The 15,313-nt window shown below is 69.0% G+C and carries 12 protein-coding genes and 1 pseudogene; 1 reads left to right on the top strand and 12 read right to left on the bottom strand.

Annotated elements, in window-relative coordinates; all coding sequences use genetic code 11:
• Positions 1–215 precede the first annotated feature (215 nt).
• The 4 genes and pseudogenes from AB0L33_RS18550 to rhaI all read right to left on the bottom strand — a co-directional run bounded on the left by AB0L33_RS18550 (position 216) and on the right by rhaI (position 6,494).
• Positions 216–971: pseudogene (locus AB0L33_RS18550) on the bottom strand (transposase family protein).
• 543 nt (positions 972–1,514) lie between these two features.
• Positions 1,515–3,005, bottom strand: coding sequence for a rhamnulokinase family protein (locus AB0L33_RS18545; protein ID WP_365682635.1), 1,491 nt, complete (start codon positions 3,003–3,005; stop codon positions 1,515–1,517).
• Between the two features lie 173 nt (positions 3,006–3,178).
• Positions 3,179–5,218: a bifunctional aldolase/short-chain dehydrogenase gene (locus AB0L33_RS18540; RefSeq protein ID WP_365682633.1), complete on the bottom strand. Its 2,040-nt coding sequence runs from the start codon at positions 5,216–5,218 to the stop codon at positions 3,179–3,181.
• A 106-nt stretch (positions 5,219–5,324) separates the two neighbouring features.
• The gene (rhaI, locus tag AB0L33_RS18535) at positions 5,325–6,494 is read right to left on the bottom strand and encodes an L-rhamnose isomerase (RefSeq protein ID WP_365682632.1); all 1,170 of its coding nucleotides are present in this window, start codon (positions 6,492–6,494) and stop codon (positions 5,325–5,327) included.
• Positions 6,495–6,678: 184 nt separating this feature from the next.
• On the opposite strand from rhaI, the gene AB0L33_RS18530 reads away from it, so the two are divergent.
• Entirely contained in the window at positions 6,679–7,695 is a 1,017-nt protein-coding gene (locus AB0L33_RS18530) for a LacI family DNA-binding transcriptional regulator (RefSeq protein ID WP_365682630.1), read from the top strand.
• Between the two features lie 367 nt (positions 7,696–8,062).
• Here AB0L33_RS18530 and AB0L33_RS18525 read toward each other — a convergent pair whose 3' ends face one another.
• The 8 genes from AB0L33_RS18525 to AB0L33_RS18490 all read right to left on the bottom strand — a co-directional run bounded on the left by AB0L33_RS18525 (position 8,063) and on the right by AB0L33_RS18490 (position 15,268).
• Complete coding sequence (locus AB0L33_RS18525) at positions 8,063–8,926, bottom strand: fumarylacetoacetate hydrolase family protein (protein WP_365682628.1); 864 nt, start codon at positions 8,924–8,926, stop codon at positions 8,063–8,065.
• Positions 8,927–8,965: 39 nt separating this feature from the next.
• Positions 8,966–10,003, bottom strand: coding sequence for a cupin domain-containing protein (locus AB0L33_RS18520; protein ID WP_365682627.1), 1,038 nt, complete (start codon positions 10,001–10,003; stop codon positions 8,966–8,968).
• 23 nt (positions 10,004–10,026) lie between these two features.
• Entirely contained in the window at positions 10,027–11,241 is a 1,215-nt protein-coding gene (locus tag AB0L33_RS18515; protein WP_365682625.1) for an FAD-dependent monooxygenase, read from the bottom strand.
• 138 nt (positions 11,242–11,379) lie between these two features.
• Complete coding sequence (locus tag AB0L33_RS18510) at positions 11,380–12,030, bottom strand: CoA transferase subunit B (RefSeq protein ID WP_365682623.1); 651 nt, start codon at positions 12,028–12,030, stop codon at positions 11,380–11,382.
• A complete protein-coding gene (locus AB0L33_RS18505; RefSeq protein WP_365682621.1) occupies positions 12,030–12,785 on the bottom strand; it encodes a CoA transferase subunit A in 756 nt (251 codons plus the stop codon). The genes AB0L33_RS18510 and AB0L33_RS18505 overlap by 1 nt, the downstream gene beginning before the upstream one ends.
• 16 nt (positions 12,786–12,801) lie before the next feature.
• Entirely contained in the window at positions 12,802–13,557 is a 756-nt protein-coding gene (locus AB0L33_RS18500) for an SDR family oxidoreductase (protein ID WP_365682619.1), read from the bottom strand.
• Entirely contained in the window at positions 13,554–14,300 is a 747-nt protein-coding gene (locus AB0L33_RS18495; protein ID WP_365682617.1) for an SDR family oxidoreductase, read from the bottom strand. The genes AB0L33_RS18500 and AB0L33_RS18495 overlap by 4 nt, the downstream gene beginning before the upstream one ends.
• Positions 14,297–15,268, bottom strand: a complete 972-nt coding sequence (locus AB0L33_RS18490; protein WP_365682615.1) for a fumarylacetoacetate hydrolase family protein — start codon at positions 15,266–15,268, stop codon at positions 14,297–14,299. The genes AB0L33_RS18495 and AB0L33_RS18490 overlap by 4 nt, the downstream gene beginning before the upstream one ends.
• Positions 15,269–15,313 lie beyond the last annotated feature (45 nt).

Here is a 15,313-nt window from a genome sequence, read left to right as displayed (position 1 = left end):
TTGGAACGGGCCCCGTGGCCTGGGCTCTGTCGTCGCGCCTACTTTCACACTAGATCCGCTGCTGCGTCCGTCGACCCCGAGACGCCGGCTCCGGTGTCGCCTGTCTGCCCTTCACGCGGAGCTGGAATAAGAGCATCTGGAAGGTACGGAAGGTGGGAGTGACGCAGGTAGTCGATTGCCTGCTCCACCGACGGGTCATGGAGCCTTTTCCAACCTCACGCTGACGCGTGGTGAAGGACGAGGATGGCCTGGACGATCGCGTTGATGCGGTTGGTGCTGCAGCGGAGCTTCCGCAGAAGGCGCCAACTCTTCAGAGTGGCCATGGCCTGCTCGCCGAGGCAGCGGATCTTGGCGTGCGTGCTGTTGTGTCGACGCTGCCACTGTTTGAGGCGTCGGCCGCGGAACGGGACGCGTACGGGGTGGCCGGCCCCCTGGTATGCCTTGTCCGCCCAGCACTTCAGCTCGGCCGCGGCGAGCGCGTCGATGATCCCGTGAGTGCGTGCGGCGGTCAGGTCGTGGGCGGAGCCGGGCAGGGCGGGTGACGCCCACAGCAGCCGGCCGGACGGATCGGTGAGGACCTGGACGTTCATGCCGTGGCGCTTGTGTTTCCCGGAGTAGTACGGGGTGTCGGCGGCGATCCGGTCGATCGGCAGGAGGGTGCCGTCCAGGATCACGAACGCCTTGGTCCGGATGGTCTTCATTGCCTCGGTCAGGGTCGGGGCGAGGGCGGCCAGGACGTCGATGACCTCGCGTATCTAGCGGTAGACCGTGGCGATGCCGATGCGGAACCCGGCGGCGAGCTGGGCGTAGGTATCACCGCATCGCAGGTGAGCCAAGGCGAGCAGGGCCTGCCGGCCTGCGGGTAGACGCCGCCAGCGCGTCCCGACCTCCCGCCGCCGAGCATGCAGCCGAGCGCTCAGATAGAGCAGTGTGCGGCTGGACAGATCAATCGACGACGGGTGGACAAGCACGCGAAGCTCCTGGTGGGGCACGGTGGATCTTGGTCGTGACACCTCCTACCAGGAGCTTCATCGCGTTGCAGACCGCCCAACTGGCGGACGCCGCAGACAGGTTGGAATCAGCTCACGATACCGAGTCAGGGCGGGGTGCGGATGGTTCTCCAGCTGTCATCGCAAGATCGATCCTTGCAACTTCTCAAGCCGGAGGGCTGGGGGCACGTCAGCACGTGCTGGCTGTCGTAACTGCTTTCGTTGGCTGGACTGTCAACGTGGTGAAGGCCGGTGAGGGTGCGGAGAGACGTACGCGCGCCTGGTCGGCTGACACACCCGCCATCGTGGCTGGACTGCCGGCGGCTGAGGTTCAGACGGGGTGCATCGAGGGTGTCAGCGTCAAGCGAGTGCTGCAGAGCTGGGCCGTCCCAGGGTCGTCCGACACCGCTCGTAACACACTCAGGGGTGATGGGTGTGGTCGCGCCTTCGGACAGGCAGGCGGCAGGCCCCTACGGTCAAAATCGGTGCGTCCCGACAGCGACCCTGAGGGTCTGGTCCCCGGCGTCAAAAGATCATTGGGTTCGGTGAGTTGATTCGGGCGGCGGCTGCGTCCCAGGCTGCGCTGTTGCCCTGGGGGGTGTAGTGCCGTAGATGCTGGGTGCGGTCCACGAGGCGGCGCATGTCGGAGAGGCCGCCCACCAGGCCAGCTGCCCGGGCTTGGACGAGGATGTTGCCGAGTGCGGTGGCTTCGGTGGGGCCGGCGACGACTGGCAGGCCGGTGGCGTCGGCTGTGAGTTGGCATAGGAGTTCGTTGCGCGCTCCGCCGCCGACGAGGTGGATGCGGGTGATGTCGCGGCCGGCGAGCTCGGCGGCTTGGCGCAGGGTGCGGCGGTGGGCGAGGGCCAGGCTCTCCAGGATGCAGCGGACGGTGGCGCCCTGGCCGCCGGGGAGGTGTTGCCCGGTGCGGGCGCAGTACTCCCGGATGCGGGCGGGCATGTCGCCCGGGGCGAGGAACTCCGGGGTGTCGGGGTCGAGGATCGCGGCGAACGGTTGCGCCTCGGCGGCTTCGGCGAGCAGCGTCGGGATGTGGGTGGGGAGGTCTTCCTTGTCCCAGGTGCGCCGGCATTCTTCCAGGAGCCACATCCCCATGATGTTGCGCAGGTAGCGCACGGTGCCGTCGATGCCGCGTTCGTTGGTGAAGTTCGCCGCTCGGGAGGCGGTGCTGAGGACGGGGGCGTCGAGTTCGAGGCCGGCCAGGGACCACGTTCCGCAGGAGATGTACGCGAAGTCGGGTTCGGTTGCAGGTACGGCGACGACTGCGGAAGCCGTGTCGTGGGAGGCGACCGTTGTTACCGGCGTATGTGTGGGGAGTCCGGTGTAGGCGGCTACGTGGGGGAACAGGGTACCCGCCGCGTCTCCGGCCCTGCGCAAGGGAGGGAAGAGGCCCGCGTCGAGGGAGAGCCGCTTCATGAGGTGGTCGGACCAGGTGCCGGTTCGTGCGTCGAAGAGACCGGTGGTGGAGGCATTGGTCTCCTCGGCGCCGACCGACCCCGTCAGCCAGTAGATCAGGAGATCCGGGATGAGCAGCAGGGTGCGGGCGGCGTCCCTTTGAACGGCACCCGTGTCGGCTGCGAGCTGGAAGACCGTGTTGAAGGGGAGGTGCTGGAGGCCCGTGATGCTGTAGAGCGTCTCGGCGGATACCTCGGCCAAGACGCCCGGGGCGATGCCTTTGGTTCGCGCGTCACGGTAGTGGAAGGGGTTGCCGAGGAGGGCGTTGTCGCTGTCCAGGAGGCCGTAGTCCACGGCCCAGGTGTCGACGCCGATGGAGGCGACGCCGCCGGAGCGGGCGCATGTGCGCAGTCCGTCGAGGATCTCTTGGAACAGGGCCAGGACGTTCCAGCGCAGGCCGTCCGGCAGCCGCACGGGGGTATTGCCGAAGCGGTGCACTTCGGTGAGGTCGAGACGGTCCGGGCCCACACGGCCGACGATCACCCGTCCGCTGGTGGCGCCGAGATCGACCGCGGCGAACGCGGAGGGCGGGGGAGTGTTGGTCACGGGGGTGCAACCTCTGCGATGCGGGGGCTATTCATCGGGAAGTGGAAAGGGCGGACCGGCGGCGCCGTGAGGGCCTGGTGTCAGGGCCGGGCCTTGGCCGGCATCGTGCCGCCGGTCCGCGGTGCACCGGGGCGGGTGCGTCAGTCACTCGCCCCAGGCGATCGAGGGGGTGCTCAGCGGAGGAAGGCCGCGGCGACACCGGCGTCGACAGGGATGTGCAGGCCGGTGGTGTGGGTGAGGTCACCGCCCGTGAGGGCGAACACCGCGTTCGCGACGTGCTCGGGCAGGACCTCCCGCTTCAGCAGCGTGCGCTGGGCATAGAACTCACCGAGCTTGTCCTCCTCGATGCCGTACGTCGCGGCGCGCTGCGCCCCCCATCCCGCCGCGAAGATGCCCGAACCGCGGACGACACCGTCGGGGTTGACCCCGTTGACGCGGATGCCGTGCTCGCCGAGTTCCGCGGCGAGAAGGCGGACTTGGTGGGCCTGGTCTGCCTTGGTGGCGGAATAGGCGATGTTGTTCGGTCCGGCGAAGACGGCGTTCTTGGAGGCGATGTACACGATGTCGCCTCCCAGGCCCTGCTCGATCATGATTCCGGCGGCCGTGCGGGAGACGAGGAAGGATCCCCGGGCCATGATGTCGTGCTGGAGGTCCCAGTCCTTCGCGGTCGTGGCCAGCAGCGGCTTCGAGATTGAGATCCCGGCGTTGTTGACCACGAGATCGACGCCCCCGAACGCGAGGACGGCCTCACGGAACGCGGCGCTGATCTGCTCTTCGGACGTGACGTCCACGGTGGCAGCGACGGCCGTGTCAGGGCCACCCAATTCTTCCGCCACGGCAGCGGCGTTCTCGCCGTTCAGGTCGGCGACGACCACGCAGGCGCCCTCGGCGACCAGCCGGTGCGCGATGGCCTTCCCGATGCCCGAGCCCGCACCCGTCACCAGCGCCACCCGTGTCGCCAGGGGCTTCGGCTTCGGCATACGACGCAGCTTGGCCTCCTCCAGGTCCCAGTACTCGATGCGGAACTTCTCCGCTTCATCGATGGGGGCGTAGGAGGAGACGGCCTCGGCGCCGCGCATGACGTTGATCGCGTTGACGTAGAACTCGCCCGCCACCCGCGCGGTCTGCTTGTCCTTGCCGAAGGAGAACATCCCGACACCCGGCACCAGCACGATCGCGGGATCCGCGCCGCGCATGGCCGGCGAGTCGGCGGTGGCATGCCGCGCGTAGTAGGCGGCGTACTCCTCCCGGTACTCGACATGCAGTTCCTTCAGCCGAGCCACGGCCTCATCCAACGGGGCCGTCGGCGGCAGATCCAGAACGAGCGGGCGGACCTTGGTGCGCAGGAAATGGTCCGGGCACGAGGTGCCCAAAGAGGCGAGACGCGGGTGCTGGTCGTGCGCGAGGAAGTCGAGGACGACCTCAGTGTCCGTGAAGTGGCCGACCTGCGGCCGGTCCTGCGAGGCCAGGGAGCGGATGACAGGCGCGAGCTCGGCGGCCCGTTTCTGACGCGCCATCGGGTTCAGCGCCCCGTAGCCGGCCAGCGGCGCGCCGAACGGCTGTTCCTTACCGTGAACCGTAAGGAAGGTCTCCGCGGTGCGGATCATCCACAGCGCGTTGGCCTCGCACTCCTCCGCGCTGACGCCCCAGGCGGTTATCCCGTGACCACCCAGGACCACCCCGACAGCCTCGGGGTGAGCTTCCTTGATCGCCACGATGTCCAGGCCGAGCTGGAAGCCGGGACGCCGCCACGGCACCCAGGCCACCTTCTCCCCATAACACTGTGCCGTCAGCTTCTCCCCGTCGGCGGCACAGGCGAGCGCTATGCCGGAGTCCGGGTGGAGGTGATCGACGTGAGCGGCGTCCACCAGGCCGTGCATGGCGGTGTCGATGGACGGCGCCGCTCCGCCCTTGCCGTGCAGGCAGTAGTCGAACGCGGCGACCATCTCGTCCTCGCGCCCGATCCCCGGATACACCTCCCGCAACGCACGCAGCCGGTCGAGCCGCAGGACGGCGAGACCGTCCTCGGTGAGGGTGCCGAGGTCGCCTCCCGACCCCTTCACCCACATCAGCTCGGTGTCGGAGCCGGTGACGGGGTCGGTGACGGTGCCCTTGGCGGAGGCGTTGCCGCCTGCGTAGTTGGTGTTGCGCGGGTCGGAGCCCAGCCGGTGAGCACGGGCGAGGAGGGCGGCGACTTCGGGGTGGGTGGCCATAGGAGATCGGTCCTTCAGATGCGGAGTGTGCGGAGAAAGAAGAACAGGGGGACGCTTGCTCGGCGCGGAAACAGGTCGGACCGGCCGGGCCGGACGACCGGCGCGCTCAGGCGCCCCAGCCGGCCTGCCGGCCGCCGACACGCTCGGATGCGATCTGTTCCTGCCAACCGGACGCCGCGTACGCGGCGACGGGGTCGGGGTGGAGCCCTTGTTCCTCGCGCACCTCCCGCAGCAGGGGGCGTACATCGGTGTTGTAGGCGTCCATCAGCACGGCATTCGCGGCGAGGACGTCACCGGAGAGCTGCGCGGCGGCGAGCGCGTCGAGGTTGACGAGGAGAGCCTTGGCGGTGGCCTCCTGGACGTTCATCACGGACCGGATGACAGCGGGGACCTTGGCCTCGATGTTGTGGCACTGGTCGAGCATGAAGGCCACGTTCCCGGAGGCTCCCAGACCGCCGTTCTTGGCGACCTCGTGCATGATCCGGAACAACTGGAAGGGATCGGCGGACCCGACCATCAAGTCGTCGTCGGCATAGAACCGCGAGTTGAAGTCGAAGCCGCCGAGCTTCCCCTCGCGCAGGAGAAAAGCGACGATGAACTCGATGTTGGTGCCCGGCGCGTGGTGGCCGGTGTCCACCACGACCTGTGCCTTGGGGCCCAGCTTGAGGCAGTGGGCGTACGACGTCCCCCAGTCGGGCACATCGGTGGTGTAGAAGGCCGGCTCGAAGAACTTGTACTCCAGCAGGAGCCGCTGGCCTTCGCCGAGCCGCTCGTACACCTCGGCCAGGGACTCCGCGAGCCGGTCCTGGCGGCCGGTGATGTCGTCCTGGCCGGGGTAGTTGGTGCCGTCGGCAAACCACAGCTTCAGATCCGTGGATCCGGTTGCGTCCATGATGCCGACGCACTCCAGGAGGTGATCGACGGCCCTGCGGCGAACCTTCGCCTCCGGGTGACAGACGCTGCCGAGCCGGTAGCCGTCGTCCTGGAAGGTATTGGAGTTGATCGCGCCCAGCTCCAGACCGCGCTCCTTGGCATAGGCGTCAAGGGCCGCGTAGTCATCGACCCGGTCCCACGGGATGTGCAAGGACACCTTCGGCGCGACACCGGTGAACTCGTGCACCTTCGCGGCATCGTCCAGCTTCTCCCACGGCGTTCTCGGGACACCGGGCTGGGCGAACACCTTGAAGCGGGTGCCGGAGTTCCCGTAGCCCCAGGACGGGGTCTCGATTCTCTGGGACTTGAGCGCGGCCTTCACAGCGTCCCGTACGACAGTCATTGGCAACCTCAAAACCAGAGCCGTGCTCTACGCATCAGTATTTGAATCGTTTCATCGACAATGAACCACGGGATCTTCTGGTAGTCAAGAGACTGCGTCTGCAGTGTATGAAAGGATTCAATCCGGCGCGAAGTGCTGGCATAGGATGGCGTCCATACGGACTCGAGGAGAACGGACGTCGTCAGTGGTGGGCATCAAGGAGGTGGCACGCCAGGCAGGCGTTTCTGTGGGGACGGTCTCCAATGTCCTGAATAGGCCCGACCGTGTCTCCCACGAGGTCCGGACCCGCGTCCACGCCGCGATCGACCTGCTGGGGTATGTGCGCAGCGAGTCGGCGCGGCAACTGCGTGCCGGTCGGAGCCGCATGCTCGGACTGCTGGTCATGGACACTGGGAACCCCTTCTTCGCCGTCCTCGCCCGGGGCACCGAGCGCGTCGCCGCCGAGGCGGACCTCGGCGTGATGGTGTGCAACAGCGCCGAGAGCGCGTCGGCCGAACAGGCATACCTGTCGCTCTTCGTGGAGCAGCGCCTCCGCGGGGTCCTGTTCGCGCCCGTTGCCTCACACGGGGAGCCATGGGGGGCGCTGCGGCGTGCGAACATTCCGTTCGTCGTCGTCGACCGGGCGGTCGATGAGCAGACGGCCTGTTCAGTGGCGGCCGACGATGTACTGGGGGGCCTGCTCGCGGGCAGGCATCTGATTGCCGGTGGTCACCGGCGCATCGCCTATGTGTGCGGCCCCGAGCATCTGCAGCAGGTCAGGGACCGGCGACAGGGGCTTGCCCGCGCGGTTGAGGAGGCGGGCCTCGACGCCGACGCGATCGTGGACATCCCGGCCGACAGGCTCGACGTCGCCGCCGGCAGGGACGCAGGGGCCCGTCTCATCGGCCTCGCGCCCCGCCCGACGGCCGTTTTCTGCGTGAATGACCTTATGGCCTTGGGCGTCATGCAGACTGCCTTCGACACGGGCGTGCGCGTCCCGGACGACCTTGCTGTCGTCGGCTACGACGACATCGAGTTCGCCGAGGCGAGCCTGATCCCGCTGACCTCGGTACGCCATCCCGCAGCGGAGATCGGCCGTCTCGCAGCAAAGCTCCTGCTGCAGGAGATCGAGGGGTCCGACGCCGCGCCCGAGCACCAGCACACCGGCATCATGCTTCAGCCGGAGCTGGTCGTACGCAGGTCGAGCACGCCGCGGTCCTGAGCCCACGGGGCGCCCGTGGGCCCGCCGTACGCCCCATGCTTTGCCCTCTTCGTGGACGTGCTGTCGTTGATCGGCCCGGGTCGGAACACTGCTCACGCCCCCTACTCCGCAGGGAAAGGGAGCAGCAGCTCACCACTGACCCATTTGCGGAAGGTACCCGTGATCAGCCGGCCGACTCGTTGGTTGCCTCCCTGGCGGTCCGTCTGCCCTCCGCCGGAGGGTGCCGGTACGGCCAGCGGCAGCGCTGTTCACCAGCGGACGGGGAGACGGAGGCTGAGAGGGCCGGCATGGCTGCGCTCTGCCACCGGCCCCGCGCGGCGACCCTTCGGCGACGTCCTGGGGCCGCCTCGCACGGGGTACGGGCGGGTCAGCCGCGGCGGTGCCCCGGCCGCGACGAGTACGGCGATGCTTGGGATCCGTCCACGCCTACTTCGAGGCGGCCGATCTTCTCGATCTCGACTACGACGCGGTCTCCGTGGCTGAGCGGGCCGACTCCGGCCGGTGTTCCCGTGGCGATCACGTCGCCGGGGTGCAGAGTCATCACGGAGGAGGCGTAGGCGACCAGTTCCCGCACGCCGAAGATGAGGTACTCGGTGTTGGTGTTCTGCCGGGTCTCGCCGGCCACGTGGCAGCGCAGGTCCAGCTGATCGGGGTCGGTGATTTCGTCGGCGGTGACGATCCAGGGGCCGATGGGGGTGAAGGTGTCGAAGGACTTTCGGGTGGAGCGGTCCTCGCCGGAGCGGACGGTGATGTCCAGCAGGCAGGTGTAGCCGAAGACGTGGTCGAGGGCCTTCTCGGCACTGACGTGCGAGGCGGTCCGGCCGATGACGACGGCCAGTTCGCCTTCCTGGTCGGTGCGGATGTCGGAGTAAGGCAGGACGATGTCCTGGTCCGGGCCGATCACGGATGAGTTGGCCTTCAGGAAGACGCCCAGGTCGGCGATGGAGGTGGGGTAGTCCATCTCGGCCTTGTGGTCGAGGTAGTTGACCGGGGCACCGATGATCTTGCCGGGCCGGGGCAGTGGGGCCTGCAACTGCACGTCGGTGAGCGCCACGCGGCGCCCGTCTGCCGGGGCGAGTACGGGGCCGGAGGCGTCGGACAGTGCTTCGATGTACTGCTGAAGTGCGCCGGCCGGGCCGGCGGAGGAGCGGGTGACCTGGTCGGACACGTCGGTGATGGTGTCGCCGTCGACGATGCCGAGGCGCCCCTTGTCGAACAGGGCCAGACGCATCGTGGCCTCCTTGGTGGTGTGGGAAGAGCGGGGGAGTGATCAGGCGTGGGGGTCGGCGCTCTCGCTGCGGTAGAGGCCCAGGGACCGCATCACGGGTTCGTCGCTGTATGAGAACAGGACCGCGTCGCCGGACGTCGAGGTGTTCAGGTGCCGGTAGGAGGCCCAGCCCGGGATGGCGAAGGTGTCGTTCTCCGTCCAGTCCAGGCGCTTGCCGTCCACGATGGTGGCGCCTTCGCCGCGGACGACGCTGAAGATGGTGGAGGCGGTGTGGCGGCGGCCTGCCCCCTTGAAGCCTGGCCGCAGCCGTTGGATCCGGCAGCTGATGGTGGGCATGACCGGGCCGCCGGTCCAGGGGTTGGTGTACTCCAGGACGATCCCTTCGACGTCGCTGCCCTCGGCAGTGTCGGCGATGGCCTCCAGGGCCCGGCTGGTCTCCTGCCAGGTGTAGCGGGTGACGGGCGAGTTCGGCCCGTCGGGGGTGATCCAGGTGGGAGTCAGTCGGCCGTGGAGGAACTGCCGGCTGCCTGCGTCGTCGGGACGGTTCACGGGCTGGAGCCGCTGCGGGTACTTCTCGTAGAAGCCCGCTTCCAAGGCGTTGACCAGGGGATAGTCCAGGGCGTCGAGCCAGATCATCGGCGCGTCACCCTCGTGGGTGTGGTCGTGCCAGTGCCATCCGGGGGTGAGGAGCAGGTCGCCGGGGGCCATGAAGACGCGCTCGCCGTTGACGGTTGTCCAGGCGCCGTCGCCTTCCAGGATGAAACGGAAGGCGTTGGAGGTGTGGCGGTGGGCCTGGGCGGTTTCGCCGGGCAGGATGATCTGCAGGCCGGCGTAGAGGGTGTTGACCGTGGCGGGCGGATCGGTGAGCCCGGGGTTGACCAGCATGAGGACCCGGCGTTCGGCCTCGTCCAGAGACAGCGTCCGGGAGAAGTGCAGCAGGTGAGGCCGCAGCTCCTTCCAGCTCCACCGGTAGGGGAGGGCCCTGCTGCGGGGCTGGGCCGGGAACAGGTTGCCGTAATAACGCCACAGCGGTGCGGCGCCGAGCTCATCGAGAGCCTTGTAAACGGGGTCGTCGGTCATGGTGTCTCCTCGCGGGTGGTTGCTCACAGGGTGGTTGCCGACGGGCGATCGCCGGCGGGGGTCCATACCCAAGCAATGTCGTCGAAGTCCTCGGGAGTGCGGTCGGAAAGGAGCTGGTTACGGAGAAAGGCGCCAGTGCCGTCCATGTGGCAGATCTCGCCGAAGCGTCGCGCGTTCGTCTGGATCGATGCAGCCCGCTCGGTACGCAGGGCGGCATACGACGCGAACGCGTCCTCCGGGCGGTCGTGATCGCGCAGAGCGTGGCCGAGGGCCACAGCGTCCTCCAGCGCCTGACAGGCGCCCTGGGCCAGGTACTGCAGCATCGGGTGGGCGGCGTCGCCCAGCAGCACGATGCGTCCATGCACCCAGTCGGTGATCGGGAGCCGGTCGAACAGTGGCCAGCGCCGGTCCCGGGCGACCAGAGGCAAGGCGTCACGCACGGCGTCGCAGGCCCCGGCGAACCGCTCCTCCAGTTCGGCCTCGGTTCCCCAGTCGTCGGAGTCGGGGTCGTAGTGGTCGCTCTCGAAGACGGCGACCTGGTTGTACAGCTCGCCGCGTCGCACGGGGTACTGAACGAGGTGCATGCGCGGTCCGGCCCACACGATGACCGACTCCGTCGTGGCGTGCTGCGCCATCGCCCCCGTCATGCTGGTGACGGGCAGGGCGCCGCGGTAGGCGACGTACCTGGAGCAGACGGGCGCGCCGTCGTTCACGAGGATCTGCCGGAGCCGGGAATGCAGGCCGTCAGCGGCCACCACTGCGTCCGCAGTGAGCTGTTGGGGCGACTCGGCGAAGTGCAGGCGTACCTTGGCCTGCGTCTGAACCGCGTCGGTGACGGTCCGCCCGGTGTGCAGGGTGATCGACGGGTGTTCCTCGCAGGCGGCCAGGAGGGCGCCGTGGAGGTCGGTGCGGTGGGTGACGAGATAGGGGTGCTTGAAACGGCTGCGGTAGGCGTCGCTGCGCAGGTCGAGAGCGGTGACCTGCTTGCCGGTGAGCGCGTCCATCATGACGAGTTGGGGCGGGGCGACGGCGGAGCGCCGCACGGCATCGAGGACGCCGAGTTCTTCCAGTGCCAGCGAGGCGTTCGGAGCCAGTTGGAGACCGGCTCCGATCTCGCCGAACCGGGCGGCGCGCTCCACCACGCTCACGCGGTGGCCGGAGCGGGCGATGGCGAGGGCGGCGGCCAGGCCGCCGATGCCACCGCCGACGACAGCGATGTGCAGGGGCGAAGTCGTCACGACAGGTGCCTCCTTGGGGCAGGGCCCGTCTCCCGACCTGGGGGTCTGTGTCGGGATCTTGGGTGTACGGGCCATCGGAGCAGGAGCGGGAATTCTCGGCGCGGGCCCACGCGGGGACCGGCGGGGGAGGGAGGGCGGTCAGCAGGCAGCGGCGGTGCTGTCGACGTGAATCAGGGCGCCCGTGCGGGCGCGGAGATGTTCGACGGTGACACCCGGGGCGGTCTCGACCAGGGCAAGGCCGCGGTCGGTGACGTCGAGGACGCCGAGATCGGTGATGATCCGGTCGACGCACCCGCGGCCGGTGAGCGGGAGGGAGCACTCCCGGATGATCTTCGGGGTGCCGTCCTTGGCGGTGTGCTCCGTCAGAACGATGACCCTGCGCGCGCCATGGACGAGGTCCATGGCGCCGCCCATCCCCTTGACCATCTTCCCCGGGATCATCCAGTTCGCCAGATCACCGGTGGCGGAAACCTGCATGGCGCCGAGGACGGCGGTATCGATGTGTCCCCCGCGGATCATGCCGAAGGAGAGGGCGGAGTCGAAGAACGAGGCACCGGGCAGGACGGTGACGGTCTCCTTGCCGGCGTTGATGAGGTCAGGGTCGACCTCGTGTTCCTCGGGGTAGGGGCCGGTGCCGAGGATGCCGTTCTCGGAGTGCAGCACTACGTGCACACCCGCCGGAACGTGGGCGGGGATGAGGGTGGGCAGGCCGATGCCGAGGTTGACGTACGAGCCGTCCGTCAGTTCGGCAGCGGCTCGCGCTGCCATCTGGTTGCGGGTCCAGGCCATCAGGCGCGCACCGTCCTCTTCTCGATGAGCTTGTCGGCCGCTTGGGCGGTGGTCAGGGGTACGACGCGCTGGACGAAGACGCCGGGGAGGTGCACCTCGTCAGGGTCCAGGCTGCCGGGTTCGACGAGTTCCTCGACCTCGGCGACGGTGATGCGCCCGGCCATGGCAGCGAGCGGGTTGAAGTTGGCGGAGGCGCGGCGGAAGACGAGATTGCCGTGCCGGTCGCCCCGCCAGGCCCGTACCAGGGCGAAGTCGGTGGTGATTGCGTGCTCCAGGACGTGGGTCCGGCCCTCGTACTCCCGGGTCTCCTTGACGGGCGAGGCGACGGCGATGGCGCCGTCGGGGGCGTACCTCCAGGGAAGGCCGCCGTTGGCGACCTGGGTGCCGACACCGGCTGGGGTGTAGAAGGCGGGGATGCCGCAGCCGCCGGCGCGGAGCCGTTCGGCGAGTGTGCCCTGGGGGACGAGTTCGACTTCGAGCTCTCCGCTCAGGTACTGGCGGGCGAACTCCTTGTTCTCGCCGACGTAGGAGCCGGTGACTCGGCAGATGCGCCGCGCCGCCAGCAGGATGCCGAGGCCGCGGTCGTCGACGCCACAGTTGTTGGAGACGACCCGCAGGCCGGTCGCACCTTGGGCGTACAGCGCACGGATCAGGGTCTCGGGGATGCCGTTGAGCCCGAAACCGCCGACGGCGAGTGAGGCACCGTCGGGGATGTCGGCGACGGCATCGGCAGGTTTCCGGATGACCTTGTCCACGGTTCCGGGTGTCCTTTCAGGTGAGGGGGCCGGGCAGCACGGAGGACCAGCCGCCGTCGAAGACGAGATGGGCGCCAGAGACGCAGGAGGCTTTCTCGGAGGCGAGGAAGGCCGCGATCCGGGCGATGTCCCGAGGGGTTCCGGGAAGGGTGCGCCGGGCCGCACCGATGCGGGGATGGGCCGCACCCAGCAGGTCCTCGCGAGAACCCTCGGCATCGGCCGGGCCCGGACTGATGCAGTTGGCTCGGATGCCATGCGGGAAGCCCTCGGTGGCGAGCCGGCGGGTCAGTGCACACACCCCTTCCCCTGCGGCGGAAGAGCTGCGGTGGTGGGACAGCGTGTTCCTGACCCCGCCCACTGGAGCGATGGCGACGAGGCATCCGCGGCTGCGGGTCAGATGAGGCCACGCGACACGGGCTACGAGCCGCACCGCATCCAACTCGGAGCGGACGGCGGCACCGGGCTGGTCGGGCAGGCACCCGCACCCCGTCGAGCCGGCGTTGGTGAGGACGATATCCACGCCGCCGAACGCCTCAGCCGCCTCCGCCACCCAGTTCCCGACGGAATCGGGCCGGGTGAGGTCCAAGGGACCCGGAGTGAGGGCGGTGCCGCCCTCGCGGCCGATCTGCCGTTGCGTCTCCACCGCCTCGTCGTGCAGGAGATCGCCGCCGACGACCAGAGCGCCCTCAGCGGCGAAGTGGAGAGCCGCGGCCCTCCCCAGTCCGCGGGCGGTGCCCGAGATCAGGGCGACCTTGCCCTCCAACCGCTTCACCGGTCTGTCCCGTCGAGGAGGGCGTCGGACACTGACTTCACTCCGCCGTGAGAGGTGAGGCCGCCGTCGACCGGGATGTCCGCGCCGGTGATGAAGGACGATTCGTCGGCGAGCAGGAACACCACCAGCGGCGTCACCTCCTCGACCGTGCCCACACGGCCCAGGGGCGTCTCGCGAATGTTGCTCTCCCGGAAGGCGGGAGCAGCGGAGGCCGTCATTTCGGTGTCGATGAACCCGGGATGAATGGTGTTGACCCGGATCCCCCGCCGGCCGAGCTCCAGGGCGGCGGTCTTCGACAGTCCACGCAATGCCCACTTGCTCGTCGTGTACGCCACCGGATAGTGGGCGGTCAGCGCGGCCGAAGAGCCGACGTTCACGACGGAGGAGCCAGGAGGCATCAGCGGGGCCAGGTGCTGCATCCCGAGGAGCGGACCGTTGACGTTGACGGCGTGGACGCGGCTCATGTCCTCGGTGGTGACCTCGTCGAGCCGGGCCCGCCAGGTGATGCCGGCGTTGTTGACCAGGCCGTGGACCGCCCCGTAGGTGTCACGGAGGAAGTCGGCCAAAGCCGCCCAGTCGCCGGCCCGGGTCACGTCGTGCCTCCGGACACCCTCCGCACTGTTCACGTCCGTGGCGATGACCGTGGCACCCTCACCCTCCAGGGCCACCACCTCGGCGGCGCCCTGGCCGCGGGCGGCGCCGGTGACGACGACAACCTTGCCTGCCAGACGTCCGCCGTTCACGGACGCTCCCGATCGCGGCGACGGCCCTGGGGCAGGGCTATGGGCTCGGTGCCGGACACCACACGGGTGGTGAGGGACCCGAGGGCTTCCACGGTGAGAGTGACGGTGTCGCCGGGCTTGAGAGGCGGTGGGACCTGTTCGCCGTTGCGGCCCCACAGCTCGGCGAGGCAGCCGCCGTTGCCGCATGTGCCGGAGCCCAGGACGTCGCCGGCGACGATCCGGGTCCCGCGCGAGGCGTAGGCGGCCATCTCCTCGAATGTCCAGCTCATGTTGGACAGCAGGTCGCTGCCCACACGGTCACCGTTGACCTCGGCCGTCAGGGCCAGACGCAGGAAACCGTCGGCGTCGCGGTAGGGCTCCAACTCGTCGGCGGTCACCAGATAGGGGCCGAGGGTGGTGGCGGAGTCCTTGCCCTTGCACGGGCCGAGACCGACCTGCATCTCGGCGGACTGCAGGTCCCGCGCGGACCAGTCGTTGAACACGGTGTAGCCGATGATGTGCTCCCGAGCCTGCTCCGGCGTCAGGTCCCGGCCCTCGCGGCCGATGACCGCCGCCACCTCCAGCTCGAAGTCGAACGCCGACGACCCAGGCGGCACGGGGACGTCGTCGTGGGGGCCGAAAACGGCGTGCGGGTTGGTGAAGTAGTAGGTCGGCGCCTCGTACCACTGGGCGGGTACTCCGGACTCGCCGCTGACGGAGCGGCGAACCCCCTCGACATGCTCCTCGAAGGTGACGAAGTCCCTGACGGATGAAGGCTGGAGCGGCGGGAGCAGCCGGACCTCGGAGGCGTGTGGTCCGGCCGGCACGTCCAGGGCCTCGGCTCCGGCGGCGAGAAGGCCGGGCAGGCCGTCGGTGTCGCGGATCAGGTCCGTCAGTGAGGTGACGCCGGGCAGCGGGAACAGCGTGCCGTCGTCCTCGACGACGGCTACACGGTTCCGGTGCCGGTGTGCGTAAGCGGCGAAGCGCATGGTGCGGCTCCCATATGGAAGAACGGGGGACACGGGACCGGGCCG

The organism is Streptomyces sp. NPDC052299 (assembly GCF_040679335.1).
In the GTDB taxonomy this organism is placed as follows: domain Bacteria; phylum Actinomycetota; class Actinomycetes; order Streptomycetales; family Streptomycetaceae; genus Streptomyces.
Note: the sequence above shows the minus strand (reverse complement) of the source record. Positions and strands in the feature narration are given on the sequence as shown.

Coding starts and splice junctions, on each gene's coding strand:
- AB0L33_RS18540 (WP_365682633.1), bottom strand. CDS start 5,218: ATGGCCACCCACCCCGAAGTCGCCGCCCTCCTCGCCCGTGCTCACCGG.
- rhaI (WP_365682632.1), bottom strand. CDS start 6,494: ATGACTGTCGTACGGGACGCTGTGAAGGCCGCGCTCAAGTCCCAGAGA.
- AB0L33_RS18525 (WP_365682628.1), bottom strand. CDS start 8,926: ATGCGTCTGGCCCTGTTCGACAAGGGGCGCCTCGGCATCGTCGACGGC.
- AB0L33_RS18520 (WP_365682627.1), bottom strand. CDS start 10,003: ATGACCGACGACCCCGTTTACAAGGCTCTCGATGAGCTCGGCGCCGCA.
- AB0L33_RS18510 (WP_365682623.1), bottom strand. CDS start 12,030: ATGGCCTGGACCCGCAACCAGATGGCAGCGCGAGCCGCTGCCGAACTG.
- AB0L33_RS18490 (WP_365682615.1), bottom strand. CDS start 15,268: ATGCGCTTCGCCGCTTACGCACACCGGCACCGGAACCGTGTAGCCGTC.